The 14,235-nt window shown below is 59.9% G+C and carries 18 protein-coding genes and 1 pseudogene; 12 read left to right on the top strand and 7 right to left on the bottom strand.

Features of this window, described 5'->3' with window-relative positions:
- Positions 1 to 137 precede the first annotated feature (137 nt).
- Together CWI66_RS07970 and CWI66_RS07965 are read right to left on the bottom strand one after the other, a co-directional pair.
- Positions 138 to 335: a type II toxin-antitoxin system RelE/ParE family toxin gene (locus CWI66_RS07970; protein ID WP_083844152.1), complete on the bottom strand. Its 198-nt coding sequence runs from the start codon at positions 333 to 335 to the stop codon at positions 138 to 140.
- Positions 335 to 574 carry a type II toxin-antitoxin system ParD family antitoxin gene (locus tag CWI66_RS07965; protein WP_016914150.1) on the bottom strand — a complete coding sequence of 80 codons (240 nt, stop codon included), beginning with the start codon at positions 572 to 574 and terminating at the stop codon, positions 335 to 337. The genes CWI66_RS07970 and CWI66_RS07965 overlap by 1 nt, the downstream gene beginning before the upstream one ends.
- A 139-nt stretch (positions 575 to 713) precedes the next feature.
- Here CWI66_RS07965 and CWI66_RS07960 point away from each other — a divergent pair.
- The 3 genes and pseudogenes from CWI66_RS07960 (at position 714) to CWI66_RS07950 (ending at position 2,189) form a co-directional block, all read left to right on the top strand.
- Positions 714 to 880: pseudogene (locus CWI66_RS07960) on the top strand (Txe/YoeB family addiction module toxin).
- Positions 881 to 1,081: 201 nt separating this feature from the next.
- The gene (locus tag CWI66_RS07955; protein ID WP_139788441.1) at positions 1,082 to 1,540 is read left to right on the top strand and encodes a hypothetical protein; all 459 of its coding nucleotides are present in this window, start codon (positions 1,082 to 1,084) and stop codon (positions 1,538 to 1,540) included.
- A 58-nt stretch (positions 1,541 to 1,598) separates the two neighbouring features.
- Positions 1,599 to 2,189 carry a class I SAM-dependent methyltransferase gene (locus CWI66_RS07950; protein ID WP_100731391.1) on the top strand — a complete coding sequence of 197 codons (591 nt, stop codon included), beginning with the start codon at positions 1,599 to 1,601 and terminating at the stop codon, positions 2,187 to 2,189.
- A gap of 51 nt (positions 2,190 to 2,240) precedes the next feature.
- Here CWI66_RS07950 and CWI66_RS07945 read toward each other — a convergent pair whose 3' ends face one another.
- A complete protein-coding gene (locus tag CWI66_RS07945) occupies positions 2,241 to 2,882 on the bottom strand; it encodes a DJ-1/PfpI family protein (protein WP_081192847.1) in 642 nt (213 codons plus the stop codon).
- An 85-nt stretch (positions 2,883 to 2,967) separates the two neighbouring features.
- Between CWI66_RS07945 and CWI66_RS07940 the strand changes: the two genes are divergently transcribed.
- Together CWI66_RS07940 and rho are read left to right on the top strand one after the other, a co-directional pair.
- Positions 2,968 to 4,305 carry an aminotransferase-like domain-containing protein gene (locus tag CWI66_RS07940; RefSeq protein WP_081192849.1) on the top strand — a complete coding sequence of 446 codons (1,338 nt, stop codon included), beginning with the start codon at positions 2,968 to 2,970 and terminating at the stop codon, positions 4,303 to 4,305.
- A 68-nt stretch (positions 4,306 to 4,373) separates the two neighbouring features.
- A complete protein-coding gene (gene rho / locus CWI66_RS07935) occupies positions 4,374 to 5,348 on the top strand; it encodes a transcription termination factor Rho (protein WP_100731390.1) in 975 nt (324 codons plus the stop codon).
- A gap of 50 nt (positions 5,349 to 5,398) precedes the next feature.
- Here the strand turns inward: rho and CWI66_RS07930 are convergent, their stop codons facing one another.
- Positions 5,399 to 6,595 (bottom strand): DEAD/DEAH box helicase, encoded by a 1,197-nt coding sequence (locus CWI66_RS07930; protein ID WP_062374603.1) that lies wholly within the window; start codon positions 6,593 to 6,595, stop codon positions 5,399 to 5,401.
- Between the two features lie 194 nt (positions 6,596 to 6,789).
- Here CWI66_RS07930 and CWI66_RS07925 point away from each other — a divergent pair, with 194 nt between their 5' ends.
- Positions 6,790 to 7,227 (top strand): Replicative DNA helicase, encoded by a 438-nt coding sequence (locus tag CWI66_RS07925; protein WP_100731389.1) that lies wholly within the window; start codon positions 6,790 to 6,792, stop codon positions 7,225 to 7,227.
- Positions 7,228 to 7,235: 8 nt separating this feature from the next.
- The gene (locus tag CWI66_RS07920) at positions 7,236 to 7,706 is read left to right on the top strand and encodes a DUF1456 family protein (RefSeq protein WP_016914145.1); all 471 of its coding nucleotides are present in this window, start codon (positions 7,236 to 7,238) and stop codon (positions 7,704 to 7,706) included.
- Positions 7,707 to 7,722: 16 nt separating this feature from the next.
- Here the strand turns inward: CWI66_RS07920 and CWI66_RS07915 are convergent, their stop codons facing one another.
- Positions 7,723 to 8,472 carry a class I SAM-dependent DNA methyltransferase gene (locus CWI66_RS07915; RefSeq protein WP_100731388.1) on the bottom strand — a complete coding sequence of 250 codons (750 nt, stop codon included), beginning with the start codon at positions 8,470 to 8,472 and terminating at the stop codon, positions 7,723 to 7,725.
- A gap of 98 nt (positions 8,473 to 8,570) precedes the next feature.
- Here CWI66_RS07915 and CWI66_RS07910 point away from each other — a divergent pair, with 98 nt between their 5' ends.
- Both CWI66_RS07910 and CWI66_RS07905 read left to right on the top strand, forming a co-directional pair.
- Entirely contained in the window at positions 8,571 to 9,038 is a 468-nt protein-coding gene (locus CWI66_RS07910; protein ID WP_100731387.1) for a GNAT family N-acetyltransferase, read from the top strand.
- Positions 9,039 to 9,102: 64 nt separating this feature from the next.
- Positions 9,103 to 9,510: a DUF4019 domain-containing protein gene (locus CWI66_RS07905; protein ID WP_100731386.1), complete on the top strand. Its 408-nt coding sequence runs from the start codon at positions 9,103 to 9,105 to the stop codon at positions 9,508 to 9,510.
- 27 nt (positions 9,511 to 9,537) lie between these two features.
- Here CWI66_RS07905 and CWI66_RS07900 read toward each other — a convergent pair whose 3' ends face one another.
- A complete protein-coding gene (locus CWI66_RS07900; RefSeq protein ID WP_100731385.1) occupies positions 9,538 to 10,140 on the bottom strand; it encodes a YqaA family protein in 603 nt (200 codons plus the stop codon).
- A 135-nt stretch (positions 10,141 to 10,275) separates the two neighbouring features.
- On the opposite strand from CWI66_RS07900, the gene CWI66_RS07895 reads away from it, so the two are divergent.
- Together CWI66_RS07895 and CWI66_RS07890 are read left to right on the top strand one after the other, a co-directional pair.
- Positions 10,276 to 10,734, top strand: coding sequence for a hypothetical protein (locus CWI66_RS07895; RefSeq protein ID WP_081138886.1), 459 nt, complete (start codon positions 10,276 to 10,278; stop codon positions 10,732 to 10,734).
- Positions 10,735 to 10,827: 93 nt separating this feature from the next.
- Positions 10,828 to 11,676 (top strand): bifunctional transcriptional activator/DNA repair enzyme AdaA, encoded by an 849-nt coding sequence (locus CWI66_RS07890; RefSeq protein ID WP_100731384.1) that lies wholly within the window; start codon positions 10,828 to 10,830, stop codon positions 11,674 to 11,676.
- A 34-nt stretch (positions 11,677 to 11,710) separates the two neighbouring features.
- Here the strand turns inward: CWI66_RS07890 and CWI66_RS07885 are convergent, their stop codons facing one another.
- On the bottom strand, positions 11,711 to 12,631 hold the full coding sequence (locus CWI66_RS07885; RefSeq protein WP_081138889.1) for a glutaminase: 921 nt from the start codon (positions 12,629 to 12,631) through the stop codon (positions 11,711 to 11,713).
- Positions 12,632 to 12,788: 157 nt separating this feature from the next.
- Here CWI66_RS07885 and CWI66_RS07880 point away from each other — a divergent pair, with 157 nt between their 5' ends.
- Positions 12,789 to 14,234 carry a cobyric acid synthase gene (locus CWI66_RS07880; RefSeq protein WP_100731383.1) on the top strand — a complete coding sequence of 482 codons (1,446 nt, stop codon included), beginning with the start codon at positions 12,789 to 12,791 and terminating at the stop codon, positions 14,232 to 14,234.
- Position 14,235 lies beyond the last annotated feature (1 nt).

The raw sequence follows: 14,235 nt of genomic DNA, 5'->3' as shown, positions 1-14,235 counted from the left end.
GCGTGGCTGGTGAGGGTGCGGCGACTGGCGCGGAACTTTATGTTGGGCATGGCACTGTCTGGGTGAATGGCGATAATAGCTATATTGCCATGCAGGTCAGTGGGTTAGAAGTGCTTCCGGGGGCCGGTCTCACGGATTCAGGTGAACTTTTTGTACCCTGGCTTTATGTCATCCGCATCGCGCCCAATATCAGGTTGGCGGGCGAGCAGCTTGAAAGCATCGTCAAGCTGCCTGAGGTACGTATCGCGTTGGCGCTTTCCCCACTTTTCGGTGGTGAAGCGGCCTATCTCGACAACGTCTTTTCGGGCAGAGGCAGTGAGCAGGTATGGACGCATCAGTGAGCTTCGTTGTCCAGTTCTGTAATAACGCTTTCAAGGGAATACTCTGCTATTCCACTCTGCTCGCCTTCATCCAGAAGGCGTTGGAGCCGTTCAAGCTTACTTTCCGTTTCTTCAAGCAGACGCAGTCCGGCACGTACCACCTCGCTCACCGAGCCATAGCGGCCCTTTTCAACCTGAGTGGCTATAAACTCGTCAAAGTGGGGGCCGAGCGTAATGCTGGTATTTCTAGCCATGGGGAGACTCCTGTACCAAATATTGGTATATGATGGCAAAGCACCCATAACAAGGCAAGGCAGGCCGACGCGATAAAGTCGCGCCACTGCGAAGCTAGCCTCCCGCGGCCTCAAACCAAAAGCGCAGGAACGGCTAGCGCTGGTAGCCGAAGACCCATACCGCAAGCCGCCTCCGTTTGAGAAGCTCGTGGGTGATGTTGCGGTGGCCTATTCACGCCGCATCAATATTCAGCATCGACTGGTCTATCAAGTGCTCGATGATGAGCGAGTGGTGAAAGTTCTCAGGCCTGGAGCCACTACGAATAATGCATAATCAAAGGCTGGTGCGGATGTATTAGCCTTGATTAACGACTGGCTGGGCCTTTTGTAAGAGGTCTGACATCACCCCTGATACAATCCCAGTAGCATACCAGAACCGCTTCCAAAGCTACTTTTTTTACCACCTGTCTCATGGTTTAATTAGCCCCCTTAATTTGAGTGTGCTTATACGTTTGGCTAAGGATGAAGATGAACGATTGGAAGCGGCGCGTATTGGGGGCTATGACGATTGCGGGGGGAGGTATTGGTATATCTTCCACGATGCCTTACATGATGGTGTCATCGCATGTTCTGGACTGGCTGTTTTGTATTGGTTTTATTCTGTTGTTTTCGTGGGGTATTTGGTGCGGCATTCAATTGTTAGAGAAGCAGCCGAACGCAGCGCGTGCCAATTTCAAGTTTTGGCTAATACAGGTGCCTGTTTTTAATACGCCTGTGCTGGGCTACTTTTTTGGCTCGGGTGCTTACCTGTCCGTGTGGGTGGGTTTAGGCAATATCAGTTATGGCTATAACGCCATGCTGGGCAGTGGTTTTCAGTATTCGTTCATGAATGACTCGTTTCCCACTCTGGTGGGGGTGAACATTCTGGCGCTTTTAATGAGCTTTTGGTTCTATCGCAAAGCCTATGGTGCCGATGTGTCGTCGTAACGCACGGTGCCGTGAGGTATTCACGTGATCATGCATCCTTGGCATATGGAGGGGCAGAATGAACCACGGCACTTATTATGAGCGCTCGAAGCAGCTGGATCTTTATCCGCACCTACGTGAATCCGTCGAGCGGCTAACCGGCGAGCTGCCCAGGACCGCCATTGATATGGGCTGTGGAGCAGGGCGGAATGCCCTGTTTTTGGTGGAGCGCGGTTATCGGGTGCATGCGTTTGACCATCACCCACTGGCCATCGAGCGCTTACAAGAAGCGGGCAAGGCGCATCTGGGGTCATCGCTGTTTACCTCTCAGGCCCGTTTTGATGAGTTCGAGTATCCGCCTGCTTCCTTGATCACCGCGTGTATGAGCCTGTTTTTTTGTCACCCTGACGTGTTTACAACGGTGTGGCACAGGTTGACTCAATCGTTGAGCTCAGGGGGCATGTTTTGTGGCCATTTCATGGGGCCTGATGATACCTGGGCACAAGATGAAAGCCGCCATTTGACCATCCACACGCCCGCTACGCTGTCCACGCTATTTGCGGATGACTACCACGTCATTACCCTTCAAGAACAAAGCAGGGCAGGGATGACGCTCATGGGCAAAAATAAGCACTGGCACACTTATTCAGCGATCCTTCAGAAGCGGTGATCTGTGCCAGTAGCGTAGCCTTTTCCTTGGCATGCCCATCACACCACGCCATCATTCACTCAGATGAGCGGCCATCCGTGGCGAAGACCCTGCCGCTGGCAGGTATGGGCCGATATTGCGCACCATGCGCTCGATGTATTCTGTTTTCTCCCCCACTGGGGCCACATAATGCATGGCTTCTTCGGCTGCCTCCATGCCTACCAGGCGGGCTATCATCCAGCAGGCCAGGTATTGTGAGCCCAGGCAGCCACCTGCAGTGGCGATATTTCCGCTGGCAAAGAACGGCTGATTCAATACCTCGATGCCTGCTTCCATCACCCAGGGGCGGGTGGTGAGATCGGTACAGGCAGGAACGTTCCCGAGAAGGCCGCGTTTGGCGAGCAGCAAGGTGCCCGAGCACTGTGCGCCCAAAAGTTGTTGGTCGGGGTTCAACGTAAGCTGGGCCATCAAGTGCTCGTTTTCAGCAATCTCACGGGTATGGATGCCGCTACCGATCAGGACGGCATCGGCGCTTGCCAGCTCTGCGAAAGAGGCTTGGGCGTGGAGGGTAACGCCATTCATCGATGTCACCTTGGCTTCCGGGCACATGAGCGATACGCGCCAGCCGGGCTGTTTGATGCGATTCAAAATGCCCAGGGCGATCAATGAGTCAAGTTCGTTGAAGCCTTCGAAGGTAAGGATGGCGATATGCATGAGGTGAAGCTCCTGGTGGGGTCACGTATCGCATGCTAGGCATGGTATATATCACAATCAAATTATTGTCATGGATACAATGCCCATGCCACGTGCCCGATACAAACAGGTAGTCGATGCCTTCGCGCTGGAGATTCGTGCTGGAAAGTACCGCCCTGGCACGCGCTTACCTACGCACCGGCAACTTGCCCAGCGGTACGGATTGGCGCTGGCCACGGCAACACGGGTATACGCCGAGCTTGAAGCCATGGGGCTTGTGGTGGGAGAAACGGGGCGAGGAACGTTTGTGAGGGATGCTGCGCTGCCGCCGGGGCTGGGGGTAGACCAGCAGCAAGTCGTCGATGGCCTGCTAGACCTCAGCTTCAATTACCCCACTGTGGCGGGGCAGGCGGATCTGCTGCGCGCAGCGCTAAGCCAGCTCGCTTCATCAGGTGATGTGAGTGCATTGCTCCACTACCAGCCCCACGGTGGTCGTCTGCATGAGAGAGAGATCGTTGCCGAGCACGTGATGCGCAGTGGTCTAAACGTCGCTGCGGAACGGTTATTGCTGGTCGATGGTGCTCAGCATGGCTTGGCGACCACGGCCATGGCGCTATTCAAGCCGGGTGATGTGATCGCCGTCGATGCCATCACGTACCCAGGCTTTAGTGTCCTGGCGCATCGCTTAGGGTTGGAACTGGCAGCAGTGCCCGCCAATGTGGAAGGAACCGACTTGTGTGCACTCGCGCGACTTTGCCAGCGCCGCCGCGTTCGTGCAGTCTATGTTCAGCCCACCGTTCATAACCCCATGGGGTGGGTAATGGGGCTGGCATGGCGGCATCAGCTCATTGGCTTGGCCGAGCAACACGATTTTCTGATCATCGAGGATGCTCCCTATGCGTTTCTTGAGACCCTGGCGCCTCCGCCGCTGGCCAAGCTTGCCCCCGAACGTACGATATACGTGTCGAGTTTCTCCAAAAGCGTGGCCACCGGCTTGCGGGTTGGCTATGTGGTGGCACCTGCACAATGGGTTGCCGAGATAGAGCGCACGATTCGTGCGACGACCTGGAACACGCCAGCAGTGATGACGGCGATGGTATGCCAATGGGTGCTAGAGGGTACGGTGGCGCGTTTGGAACAGCAAAAGCGTGAGGATGCCGCACAGCGGCAAGCGGTGGTGGCTCGGGTATTCAAGGGCATGCGCTATCAGGCACACCCTGCGTCTTACTGCGTTTGGCTGCCCTTGCTGGAAGAGGGGCGTGCCGACCGGGTGGCAAGTGCGCTTTTACAACAAGGCATCAGTGTATCGACCGCAGCTCCCTTTTCAACGGCAGCCCAGGTGCCCCATGCCATCCGTCTTGCGCTAGCATCGGTAGATATTCAGCAGCTTGAAAAAGCACTGTGTGCCGTCAGGGAGGTCGTTGAATACCATGCCTACGTTTAACATCCGCCGTCGAGTCACCACGAACACGGCCAACCACGAACCCTCACTTTGACAAGACGGCTCCAACCATGACCCGCAAAACCCTAAGCCTCAAAACGAAACGGCCCCCAGAGGCCAAGCCCGCCGAGACAGTGGCCGACTCCTCACTCGAAGAGCAATCACATACCGACCCCGAAAAGCGCTTTCTCAACGGCACGGCCATTCATCCTTCCCCGCGCCTTTATCTCGCCCACGGCGTTCGTGAGCACAGCGTGCGGGCGATGGATTTGATCACGCCCATTGGCATGGGGCAGCGCGGGCTGATCGTGGCGCCGCCGGGGGCGGGGAAAACCACGCTGTTAAAGCATATCTGCCAGGCCGTGGCGGCGGCGTATCCCGAGATCAAGCTGTATGCCCTGTTGATCGATGAGCGCCCGGAGGAAGTGACCGATTTCAAGCGCAGCGTGACCGCCGAGGTGCACGCTTCGTCGTCTGACGAAAGCTACGCCCACCATGTGCGCGTGGCCGATAACCTGCTGCAAACGGCGCGCAGGCAAGCCGGGGAAGGGCACGATGTGATGATCGTGATCGACTCACTGACGCGGCTTTCCCGGGTGCACAACGCGGGGCAGCGGGGCAGTGGCCGTACCATGTCGGGCGGGTTGGATACCCGGGCGCTGGAAATCCCCCGCAAACTGTTCGGGGCGGCACGGAACATCGAAAACGGCGGCTCGCTGACCATTCTGGCCACCGTGCTGGTGGAAACGGGAAGCCGCATGGATCAGGTGATCTTCGAGGAGTTCAAGGGCACCGGCAACATGGAGCTGGTGCTGTCGCGGGAGGTGGCCAGTCAGCGCATCTTCCCGGCGCTCGATATTGCCAAAAGCAGTACCCGCCGCGAAGAGCTGTTGATCGAGGCCCACGAGATCGAAAAGGTACGCAGCCTGCGCAGAGCCTTGGCGCCGCTCAAGCCAACCGACGGCGCGCAGAAGCTGCTGGCGCTGCTGGAGAAGTACCCCACCAACGCCGAGCTGCTGGCGGCGTTTTCACCCGCTCAGGGGTAAGGCCTGCCACCTGCCTGCGGGCCATCGCTCGCCGACGCTGCGTACAACGCCTAGCGGCTGCCTTTCTTCACATGCTTCAAATTGGAGGCCGGGACGGCCTTCTTGACCGGGAATTCCGCCACTTCCCGGCGCTCGATGAGCTGGTTCATGCGCCGTTCGATGGCACACAGGTTCTTGAAGTCGCTGATATCCACCAGCGAGATGGCTTCCCCGGAAGCCCCGGCGCGGCCGGTGCGGCCAATGCGGTGGATGTACTCTTCCGGCTGGAAGGGCAAGTCGTAGTTCACCACTCGGCTCAGCTCGCCGATATCCAGCCCCCGCGCGGCGACGCCGGTGGCCACCAGGTACTTGAGCTCACCGGTTTTGAACTGGGCCAGAATCTTTTCGCGCATGGCCTGGCTTCTGCCGCCATGGATGGAGTCCGCGACGATGCCGCGTTTCTCCAACTGGGCCACCAGCTTGGCCGCGCTGTGCTTTTTCTCGACGAAGATCAGCGCCTGGTCCCAGGCCTGTTCGTTGATCAGGTGGCTGAGCAGGGCGGATTTGGTGTCCTTATCGACCGTGATCAGCCACTGTTCGATGGTGTCGGCGGCGCGAACGTTGGGGGTGATCGCGATGTTGGCGGCCAGGTCGGTCATCTTGCTGTCTGAAAAGCTGCGGGCGAGGGCGCGAACGTCCTGGGTCATGGTGGCCGTGAACAGCAGGTTCTGGCGCTGTTCCGGCAGGCGCACGATGATCTTGTGAATATCATCCACAAAGCCCATGTCGACCATTCTGTCCGCTTCGTCCAGCACCATGACCTGAAGCTCGTCGAAGTGCAGGGCGCGCTGATGGGCCAGGTCCAGCAGCCTGCCCGGTGTGGCCACCAGAATGTCCACGCCTTCGATCAAACGCTCCTTCTGGGGCGCGGTATCCACACCGCCATACGCGGCCATCGAGGTGAGCTGGGTATGCCTGGCGTATTGCGCCACGCTGGCGTTGACCTGTACCGCCAGCTCGCGAGTGGGCACCAGAATCAGCGCGCGGATGCGCTTGGCCCGCAGCGCTTCTGCCTTGCTGAAGCGCTCCAGCAGCGGCAGCACGAAGGCGGCGGTTTTGCCGGTGCCGGTTTGGGCGGTGGCGATGAGGTCCTTGCCCGAGAGAATGGCGGGAATGGCCTGTTCCTGGATGGGCGTGGGCGTCTGGTAACCGAGTTCGGTAATCGCCTGAACGAGGGGAGTGGATAAACCGAGTGTAGAAAAAGGCATAAGGGGCCCTGACAGCGAGTCTTAGGTGGGTCGAACGTAAAAAGTGGTGCAGCATAGCGTAAAATCGGCCCGCCGTTGCTCGAATATTGCCCGCGGCGTCACCGTACCCCGCCTCACACAAGGTATAATGCCCCCTTCCCGGCGAAGCCTGTGTGCTTTAGCCTGCTGTTTTAAGTCGATAAGGTCGTGGTTTGATGATCAACACCAAAATTTACAAGGCGGTGTACGAGCTGGCTGAAAAGCTGATGAAGGCCGCGTCCAAGGATGACCGCGCCACCTTTGAAGCGCTTTACGCCGAGCTGCAGGCGATCTGCACCGAGCATGAGAACACCGAGCATGAGAACACCGAGAAAGACCACCCCGAGCAGTGGGAAACCCTGGCCGACTTCACAGAAGAGCTGGAAGACGCGCTGCCGATCTACCAAAAGGCGCTGGAGAAAGCGGTGGCCAAGCAGTCGAACGACCATCTGGCCTCGATTGGCTTCTCCATGGCCACCCTGCAGGTGGAGCTGGGCGAGCCCCAGGCCGCCATCGAAAGCTTGCAGCGCGCCCAGGCCAGCGCCCAAACGATTGAAGACAACGAGCTGAAAGCAGAGATCGACGAGCTGCTGGCCACGCTCACCAACGGTTAGGAGTCCCCTTGACCAATAACGATATTTTTCGCCGTATTCGCTATGCCTTCGATTTGAAGGAAGCCACCATCGTCAATATCTTCGCCCTGGCTGAGGTGGACGTGACGCCTGCCCAGGTAACGGCCTGGCTGAAGAAGGATGAGGACGAAGCGCTGGTACCCATGAAGAACCGTGAGCTGGCGGCGTTTTTGAATGGTTTCATCAGCTTCAAGCGCGGCAAGCGCGAAGGCCCGGTGCCTGCGCCGGAAACCCAGCTGAACAACAACATGGTGTTCCAGAAGCTGCGTATTGCGCTGAACATGAAGGCCGAAGACGTGCTGGCGGTGTTCGAACAGGTGGGGCTGCCGCTCAGCCCCCACGAGCTGAGCGCGTTCTTCCGCAAGCCAAGCCACAAGAATTATCGCGAGTGCAAGGACCAGATGCTGCGTAACTTCCTGATGGGCGTGCAGCAACAGCAGCGCCCCAGCCAGGAGAGCTGACGCCTGAGGTAATACCTTAGCCGTCGCGCTTCACGCACACGAAGATGGCATTGCCAGACGCGTTGTCCCACGGGGTGATGGTCTGGTAGTCGTGTTCGAACACGTGCACCTCGAAGTAGGGCGTCAGCAGGGCGATGAGTTCGCCAAAGCTGACCGCCACCATGGGGTGCTCGTCATTCCATACCTGGGTGACCGCAGGCGTGCTCTTTTCGATACTGAGCCGCAGCGTTTGCCGTTCCCCTTGCCCCGCATAGTGCCAACCCGAACGAAACGTGAAGCGATCCTCGCCCTGTTGGGCGGTGTGCTTGACGAACAGCGCGTTGTCGATGCGCTCCTTGTCCACGCTGTTGAAGCACAGTACGCCGCCGGTGCGCAGGGCGCGGTGGGCGCTGGCGATGCAGGCGCTCAGCTTTTCCAGGTTGGCGTTGTAGTGGATGGAGTATAAGAAGCAGGTGATCAAATCCACCGGCTCATCCACCTGGAACTGGCCCATGTCTTGCAGCGAAAAGTGAGCTTCCGGGCAGCGGGTGGCTGCCAGGTCCAGCATCGACTGGTGAATGTCCAGCCCGCTGCTGGTGTAGCCCACATCCAGAAAATGGCGTACGTGGGGGCCGGTGCCGCAGGCCAGGTCCAGGTGCTGGCTGCCCGCGTTGCCAAACAGCTGATGCAGGCGATGAATGGCGTTACTTTGCGCGCGGTAGTCGATGTCGACGCACATCAGATCGTAATAGCCGGAAAGGTCGGTGTAGAGCGCGTTGACGGACATGGTGGCCTAACGGTGAACGCTAAAGGAAAGAGGTGGCGCATGGTATACGAGCGCTTCGTATTTGAGAAGCCGGGTTTGGCTAGCCAACGGAGAGGGCGATGATACATATCGGAATTGAAACGCTGGAAGCGCAGGATGTGGTGGCGCTATTGGAAGAGCACTTGTCTGACATGCACGCCACTTCGCCGCCGGAAAGCGTGCATGCGCTGGACGTGACCGCGCTCAAGGCAGCCAACATCACCTTTTACAGCGCCCGCCAGAACGGCCAGCTGTTGGGCTGCGCGGCAATCAAGGCGCTGGGGGAGGGCCAGGCGGAGCTGAAGTCCATGCGTACCACGCCCGCTGCCCGCCAGCAGGGCGTGGGTGCCCGGCTGTTGACGCACGTGCTGGAAGAGGCCCGCGCTCGGGGCTATCACACCGTCTATCTGGAGACGGGCTCAATGGCTTTCTTCGAGCCCGCCCGCCGTTTATATGCTCGGTTCGGGTTCGAGTATTGCGGGCCGTTTGGCAGCTACCGGCTTGATCCCAATAGCTGTTTCATGCGGCTATGCCTGACGGAGGGCTAAAGAATCCTGGCGATTTTCCGATAATAGAAAGGTACGTCTTTTCTTAGCCACTAACGAGTCTGCCATGCCCAAATTACGTGCTCTGTTGTTGTCCGCTGCCCTGTTGATGCTTACCGCAACGGCTCAGGCATCTGTGCAGGCGGCAGAGGAGGCGGCGCTGGCGTGGTTGGTGAAGATCGATAACAGCGAGTATGAACAGGCATGGGAAGCCGCTTCGCCACTGCTGAGCACACCGCTTTCTGCCACTATGCTTGAACGCACCGTTGCACTGTCGCGCAAGGACTTTGGCTCGGTGCAATCGCGCCGCCGAGTGCGCGTTTCGCAGTACACCTCCATGCCCGGCGCTCAGCGGGGCGACTTCAAGGTCGTTACCTTCCAGACCCAGTTTGCCAACCGCCCGCGGGTGGTGGAAGTGGTGACCCCGCATCTGGAAAACGGCACCTGGCGGGTCAGCGGTTACTATATCGAGTGAGGGCTGGGCCAATCAGCCGCTAGCGCATCACACGATCATTCCCGCCAATGCCTGCATTATCAACACGATGACCAGCACCGCGCTGCCCAGCGCGAGGCTGGTCATCAGCGCATGGCGTTTCCACAGGGTTTCAACCCGTTTGCCATAGCGTTTCACCAGCCAGGCCAGCCCGTAGTAGCGCAGCCCGCGTGAGAGCAGCGCTGCCAGCACGAATAGCAGGATAGGGTAACCGGAAAGCCCGGCGGTAATCATGGCCACCTGGAAGGGGATGGGAAGAATGCCGATGGCCAGAATCGCGGCAAACCCGTAGCGGTTGAAGAAGCTCTGAAACGCCTGATAGCTCTCCTCCATGCCCATGAACTCGATAAACCAGGTCCCCAGCGATTGATAGAGCACCATGCCCACGCTATAGCCCACCAGCGACGCCACCAGGCAGCCCAGCGTGGTGGCCGTGGCAATCTCCCAGATCCGCTGTTTGTTCACCGCCATCAACGGGATCAGCACCAGCTCGATGGGCACGGGCAGGATGATGGTTTCCAGAAACGAGAGGGTGGCGATCAGCCAGAGCATGTGTTTGGAGCCGTTCAAACGCTCCAGCCAGTGCTGGGTACGGGTAGAGATCAGCGCCATCGTGTCCTCCTGACGTAAATGGCATGGCCGACTGGCGGCGGCGCACATGATGAATGTGCGGGGTTGTCGTGTAGAGTAGACTGTTGCGTACTCATTGACCGACGCACTTGGAGCGACTCACACGGAGTGACTCACATGAGTGATCATCATATCGTCATCATTCCGGCAGAGCCTCACTATCTGCCCACTGCGCAGCAGGTAGCCCAGGCCAAGGCTGCGTTGTGGCAGTGGATGCCCGAGGCAGAGAGTATAGACGAGCAGGTATCAGAGCATGTGATGTTTCATGACTGTGGCAGCAACTTCGAGTACGTGCGCTGTCACCTGTGCGCGCAAGAGCTGACCCTTCCTGAGTGGCATCTCGTGATGGATCAGGATTACGACGCACAGCGTGGCTTTGCGCTCCTTCCCCAGGCGCTGCCGTGCTGTGGCAGTGTCGCCAGCGTGCACCAGCTCGACTACTCCTTCCCCCAAGGGTTCGCTCGGTTTTCGCTCACGGCCATCAACCCCAGAACAGGGGCCATGAGCCCCCAACAGACCGAGTCGCTGCAACGCCACCTGGGGCAACCCTTGCGGGTGATTTACCGGCATGTGTAGTGCGCAAGATTCGGGTAGGTGTCGGGCCTTTCACTGGGTAAGCTTTAGCGAGCATCAGCCTCTTTTTGCCCCTTTGCCCGTGAGATGGACGCGATGAACGACTACGCCCGTATCGAAAAAGCCATGGCCTTCATGGTGGCCCACGCCGCCCAGCAGCCGAGCCTGGAGGCGGTGGCCGAGCAGGTACACTTGAGTGCGTTCCATTTTCAGCGGCTGTTCAGCCGCTATGTAGGGGTGAGTCCGAAGCGCTTTTTACAAGCGTTGACGTTGGCGCGGGGCAAGCAGTTGATTGCTTCTTCCCAGAGCCTTGCCGACACCGCCGAAGCGCTGGGGCTGAGCGGCGGCTCGCGGCTTTATGATCATTTCGTGACGCTGGAGGCGGTCACACCGGGGGAGTTCAAGCGCCAGGGGGAGGGCGTGGAGATTGCTTATGGGGTTCACCCCACGCCGTTTGGCCAGGTGCTGGTCGCCACCACCCCGAGAGGCATTTGCCGCATGGGCTTTTTGGCAGCGACACCCGAAGCGGAGATTCTGGCGCAGCTGGCCGCCGAGTGGCCGCGCTGTACCTTGCGCCACCAGCCGGACGCCACGCGTTACGCCGTCGAGGCGCTGTTCGAACCGCCGCGCCGCGCAGCGCCTGGGGCGCTTTCGCTGCATGTGCGGGGTACCAACTTTCAGCTCAACGTGTGGCGGGCGCTGCTGATGATCCCGGACGGGCAGCTTGCCAGCTACTCCCACATCGCCCAGTGGCTGGGGGCGCCGAAATCGTCTCGGGCGGTGGGTAACGCGGTGGGCGCCAACCCCGTGGCGCTGTGGATTCCCTGCCACCGGGTGATTCAGCAAAGCGGCGCCCTGGGTGGCTACCGCTGGGGGCTGGAGGTGAAACGCCAGGTGCAGGCCTGGGAAGCGGCCCAGCATCTGGAATCCTCGGAAAGCGCTTGAAGCGAGTGACCGGCTAGGGCCCAGCTAGCGCACGCTAATGTCCAAATATGGACCAGCCCGTGCGCTGCACGAACATCTCCAGGGCGCGCACCCCCAGAAGGCTGTTGCCGTAGCTATCCAGCCCTGGCGACCAGACGGCCAGCGAGCCGCGCCCCGGCGCAATGGCCAGAATGCCGCCGCCCACGCCGCTCTTGCCCGGCAAGCCCACACGGAACGCAAATTCCCCCGAGGCATCGTAGTGGCCACACATCATCATCAATGAGTTGATTCGGCGTGCCCGCTGGGGCGACACCACCCGCAGGTTGCTGGGGCGGTTGACGCCGTCGGAAGCCAGAAACAGCCCGGCGTGGGCCAGTTGCTCGCAGCTCATGGCGATGGCGCACTGGTGAAAGTAGGTGCCAAGCACTTTGTCCACGTCGTGGCGCAGCCGCCCAAAGGCTTTCATGAAGTGCGCCAGCGAGGCGTTGCGGTCCTTGTGCTGCATTTCCGAGGCGGCGACCTGATGGTCGAAGCAGATGCTGTTGTCGTCGGCGATATAGCGCACGAAGCTCAATATTTCGGCCAGGGTTTCCTTGGGGGCGTGGCCCATCATGATGGCATCTACCACCGCAATGGCCCCGGCATTGATGAACGGGTTACGCGGTTTACCGCTCTCGTGTTCCAGCTGCACGATGGAGTTGAAGGGGTCGCCGGAGGGTTCGCGGCCGACGTTGGACCACAGCGCATCGCCGAGCTTGCCCAGCGCAATGGTCAGGGTGAAGACCTTGGAAATACTCTGAATCGAGAACGGCGTGGCGGCGCAGCCCGCCGAGAAGCGCTCGCCCTCGACGGTGGCCAGGCTGATGGCAAACTGGTTGGGATCGACCTGGGCCAGTTGGGGAATGTAGTCGGCCACCTTGCCGCGCTCGGTGGCGTGGGATAGCTCGTCGGCAATCTCGTTCAGTAGCGTTTGCATCTCGGGGTCATCGCTCGCTTCAAGAGCCGCTACCCTAGCGGAAAACGAGCAGTCTGTCTGCCCGTTATCCGGCCCTTCCACGCCGCACCTTGTGCAGCCTGAGGACGCGCGATTTAATGGACGGATATTCAGCAACTGCGTAGGCCGAGAAGACGCCATGACCACACTGATGATTCAAGGCACCACCTCGGATGCAGGCAAAAGTACCGTGGTGGCGGGGCTGTGCCGTGTTTTGCAGCGCCGGGGGTTCTCGGTGGCTCCGTTCAAGCCCCAGAACATGGCGCTCAACAGCGCCGTGACCATCGATGGCGGAGAGATTGGCCGCTCCACTGCGCTTCAGGCCCAGGCGGCGGGGGTGATGCCGCACAGCGACATGAACCCGGTGCTGCTCAAGCCGGAAACGGACCGGGGTGCCCAGGTGATCCTGCGGGGCAAGGTACATGGCCATATGGATGCGCTGGATTATCACGCCTTCAAGCGTACCGCCCAGGAGAGCGTGATGGCCGCCTGGCAGGCGTTGTCCCAGCGCCATGAGGTGATCATTGCCGAAGGGGCGGGGAGCCCGGCAGAGATCAATCTGCGCAAGGGGGATATCGCCAACATGGGCTTTGCCGAAGCCGTGGATTGCCCGGTACTGCTGGTGGGCGATATCGACCGTGGTGGGGTGTTTGCCCAGCTGGTGGGCACCCTGGCGCTGCTGAGCGACAGCGAGCAGGCGCGGACCAGGGGGTTCATCATCAACCGTTTTCGGGGGGATATCGGGTTACTGGAGCCGGGGCTCGAGTGGCTGACGGCGCGCACCCGCAAGCCGGTACTGGGTACGTTGCCCTATCTGCCCGGGCTGCTGTTGGATGCCGAAGACAGCATTGGCACGGTGCAGGCAGAAAAACAGCGCGACACCCTGAATGTCATCGTGCCTGCCTTGCCACGCATCAGTAACCACACCGACTTCGACGCCTTGCGCCTGCACCCGCAGGTATCGTTGAGCTTTATCGGGCCGGACCAGCCGATACCGGCAGCTGATGTGATCATCCTGCCGGGCAGTAAAAGCACCGCCAGCGACCTGGCCTGGCTGAAGCGCCAAGGGTGGGAGGCTGCCATTGCCAGGCACTTGCGTTACGGGGGCAAGGTGCTGGGCATTTGCGGCGGTTTTCAGATGCTGGGGGAGTGGGTGGACGACCCCGAAGGGCTGGAGGGAGCCGCCGGACGGGTGGCGGGCCTGGGCTGGCTGGCGCTTTCGACGCGCATGGCCTCGGCCAAGCAACTGCGCAACGTGCACGGAGTGCTGGCCGGTAGCCAGGTGCCGGTGAGCGGCTACGAAATCCATCACGGCGTGAGTGAGGGCAAGGCGCTGGAGCGCCCGCTCTTCGAACTGGGCGGCCATTTTGATGGGGCCATCAGCGAGGATGGGCAAGTGTTGGGGACCTACCTGCACGGGTTGTTCGACCACCCCGATGCCTGTCAGGCCTTGCTGGAACGGTTGGGGCTGACCAGCGCCAGTCGCATCGATTACACCGCCCACCGTGAACAGGCGCTGGATCGCCTGGCCGATACGCTGGAGGCGCACCTGGATATCGAAGCAATACTGGCCTTGCTGAGGTGAA

Origin of the sequence: Halomonas sp. 141 (assembly GCF_002810305.1) — a bacterium.
In the GTDB taxonomy this organism is placed as follows: domain Bacteria; phylum Pseudomonadota; class Gammaproteobacteria; order Pseudomonadales; family Halomonadaceae; genus Vreelandella; species Vreelandella stevensii.
Note: the sequence above shows the minus strand (reverse complement) of the source record. Positions and strands in the feature narration are given on the sequence as shown.

Excerpts from the sequence above, each read along its gene's own strand:
- CWI66_RS07905 (WP_100731386.1), top strand. The coding sequence starts at position 9,103 with ATGCCCAAATTACGTGCTCTGTTGTTGTCCGCTGCCCTGTTGATGCTT.
- CWI66_RS07880 (WP_100731383.1), top strand. The coding sequence starts at position 12,789 with ATGACCACACTGATGATTCAAGGCACCACCTCGGATGCAGGCAAAAGT.
- CWI66_RS07915 (WP_100731388.1), bottom strand. The coding sequence starts at position 8,472 with ATGTCCGTCAACGCGCTCTACACCGACCTTTCCGGCTATTACGATCTG.
- CWI66_RS07910 (WP_100731387.1), top strand. The coding sequence starts at position 8,571 with ATGATACATATCGGAATTGAAACGCTGGAAGCGCAGGATGTGGTGGCG.
- CWI66_RS07930 (WP_062374603.1), bottom strand. The coding sequence starts at position 6,595 with ATGCCTTTTTCTACACTCGGTTTATCCACTCCCCTCGTTCAGGCGATT.
- CWI66_RS07900 (WP_100731385.1), bottom strand. The coding sequence starts at position 10,140 with ATGGCGCTGATCTCTACCCGTACCCAGCACTGGCTGGAGCGTTTGAAC.
- CWI66_RS07885 (WP_081138889.1), bottom strand. The coding sequence starts at position 12,631 with ATGCAAACGCTACTGAACGAGATTGCCGACGAGCTATCCCACGCCACC.
- CWI66_RS07940 (WP_081192849.1), top strand. The coding sequence starts at position 2,968 with ATGCCACGTGCCCGATACAAACAGGTAGTCGATGCCTTCGCGCTGGAG.
- CWI66_RS07950 (WP_100731391.1), top strand. The coding sequence starts at position 1,599 with ATGAACCACGGCACTTATTATGAGCGCTCGAAGCAGCTGGATCTTTAT.
- CWI66_RS07965 (WP_016914150.1), bottom strand. The coding sequence starts at position 574 with ATGGCTAGAAATACCAGCATTACGCTCGGCCCCCACTTTGACGAGTTT.
- CWI66_RS07970 (WP_083844152.1), bottom strand. The coding sequence starts at position 335 with ATGCGTCCATACCTGCTCACTGCCTCTGCCCGAAAAGACGTTGTCGAG.
- CWI66_RS07925 (WP_100731389.1), top strand. The coding sequence starts at position 6,790 with ATGATCAACACCAAAATTTACAAGGCGGTGTACGAGCTGGCTGAAAAG.
- CWI66_RS07895 (WP_081138886.1), top strand. The coding sequence starts at position 10,276 with ATGAGTGATCATCATATCGTCATCATTCCGGCAGAGCCTCACTATCTG.
- CWI66_RS07955 (WP_139788441.1), top strand. The coding sequence starts at position 1,082 with ATGAACGATTGGAAGCGGCGCGTATTGGGGGCTATGACGATTGCGGGG.
- CWI66_RS07945 (WP_081192847.1), bottom strand. The coding sequence starts at position 2,882 with ATGCATATCGCCATCCTTACCTTCGAAGGCTTCAACGAACTTGACTCA.
- rho (WP_100731390.1), top strand. The coding sequence starts at position 4,374 with ATGACCCGCAAAACCCTAAGCCTCAAAACGAAACGGCCCCCAGAGGCC.
- CWI66_RS07890 (WP_100731384.1), top strand. The coding sequence starts at position 10,828 with ATGAACGACTACGCCCGTATCGAAAAAGCCATGGCCTTCATGGTGGCC.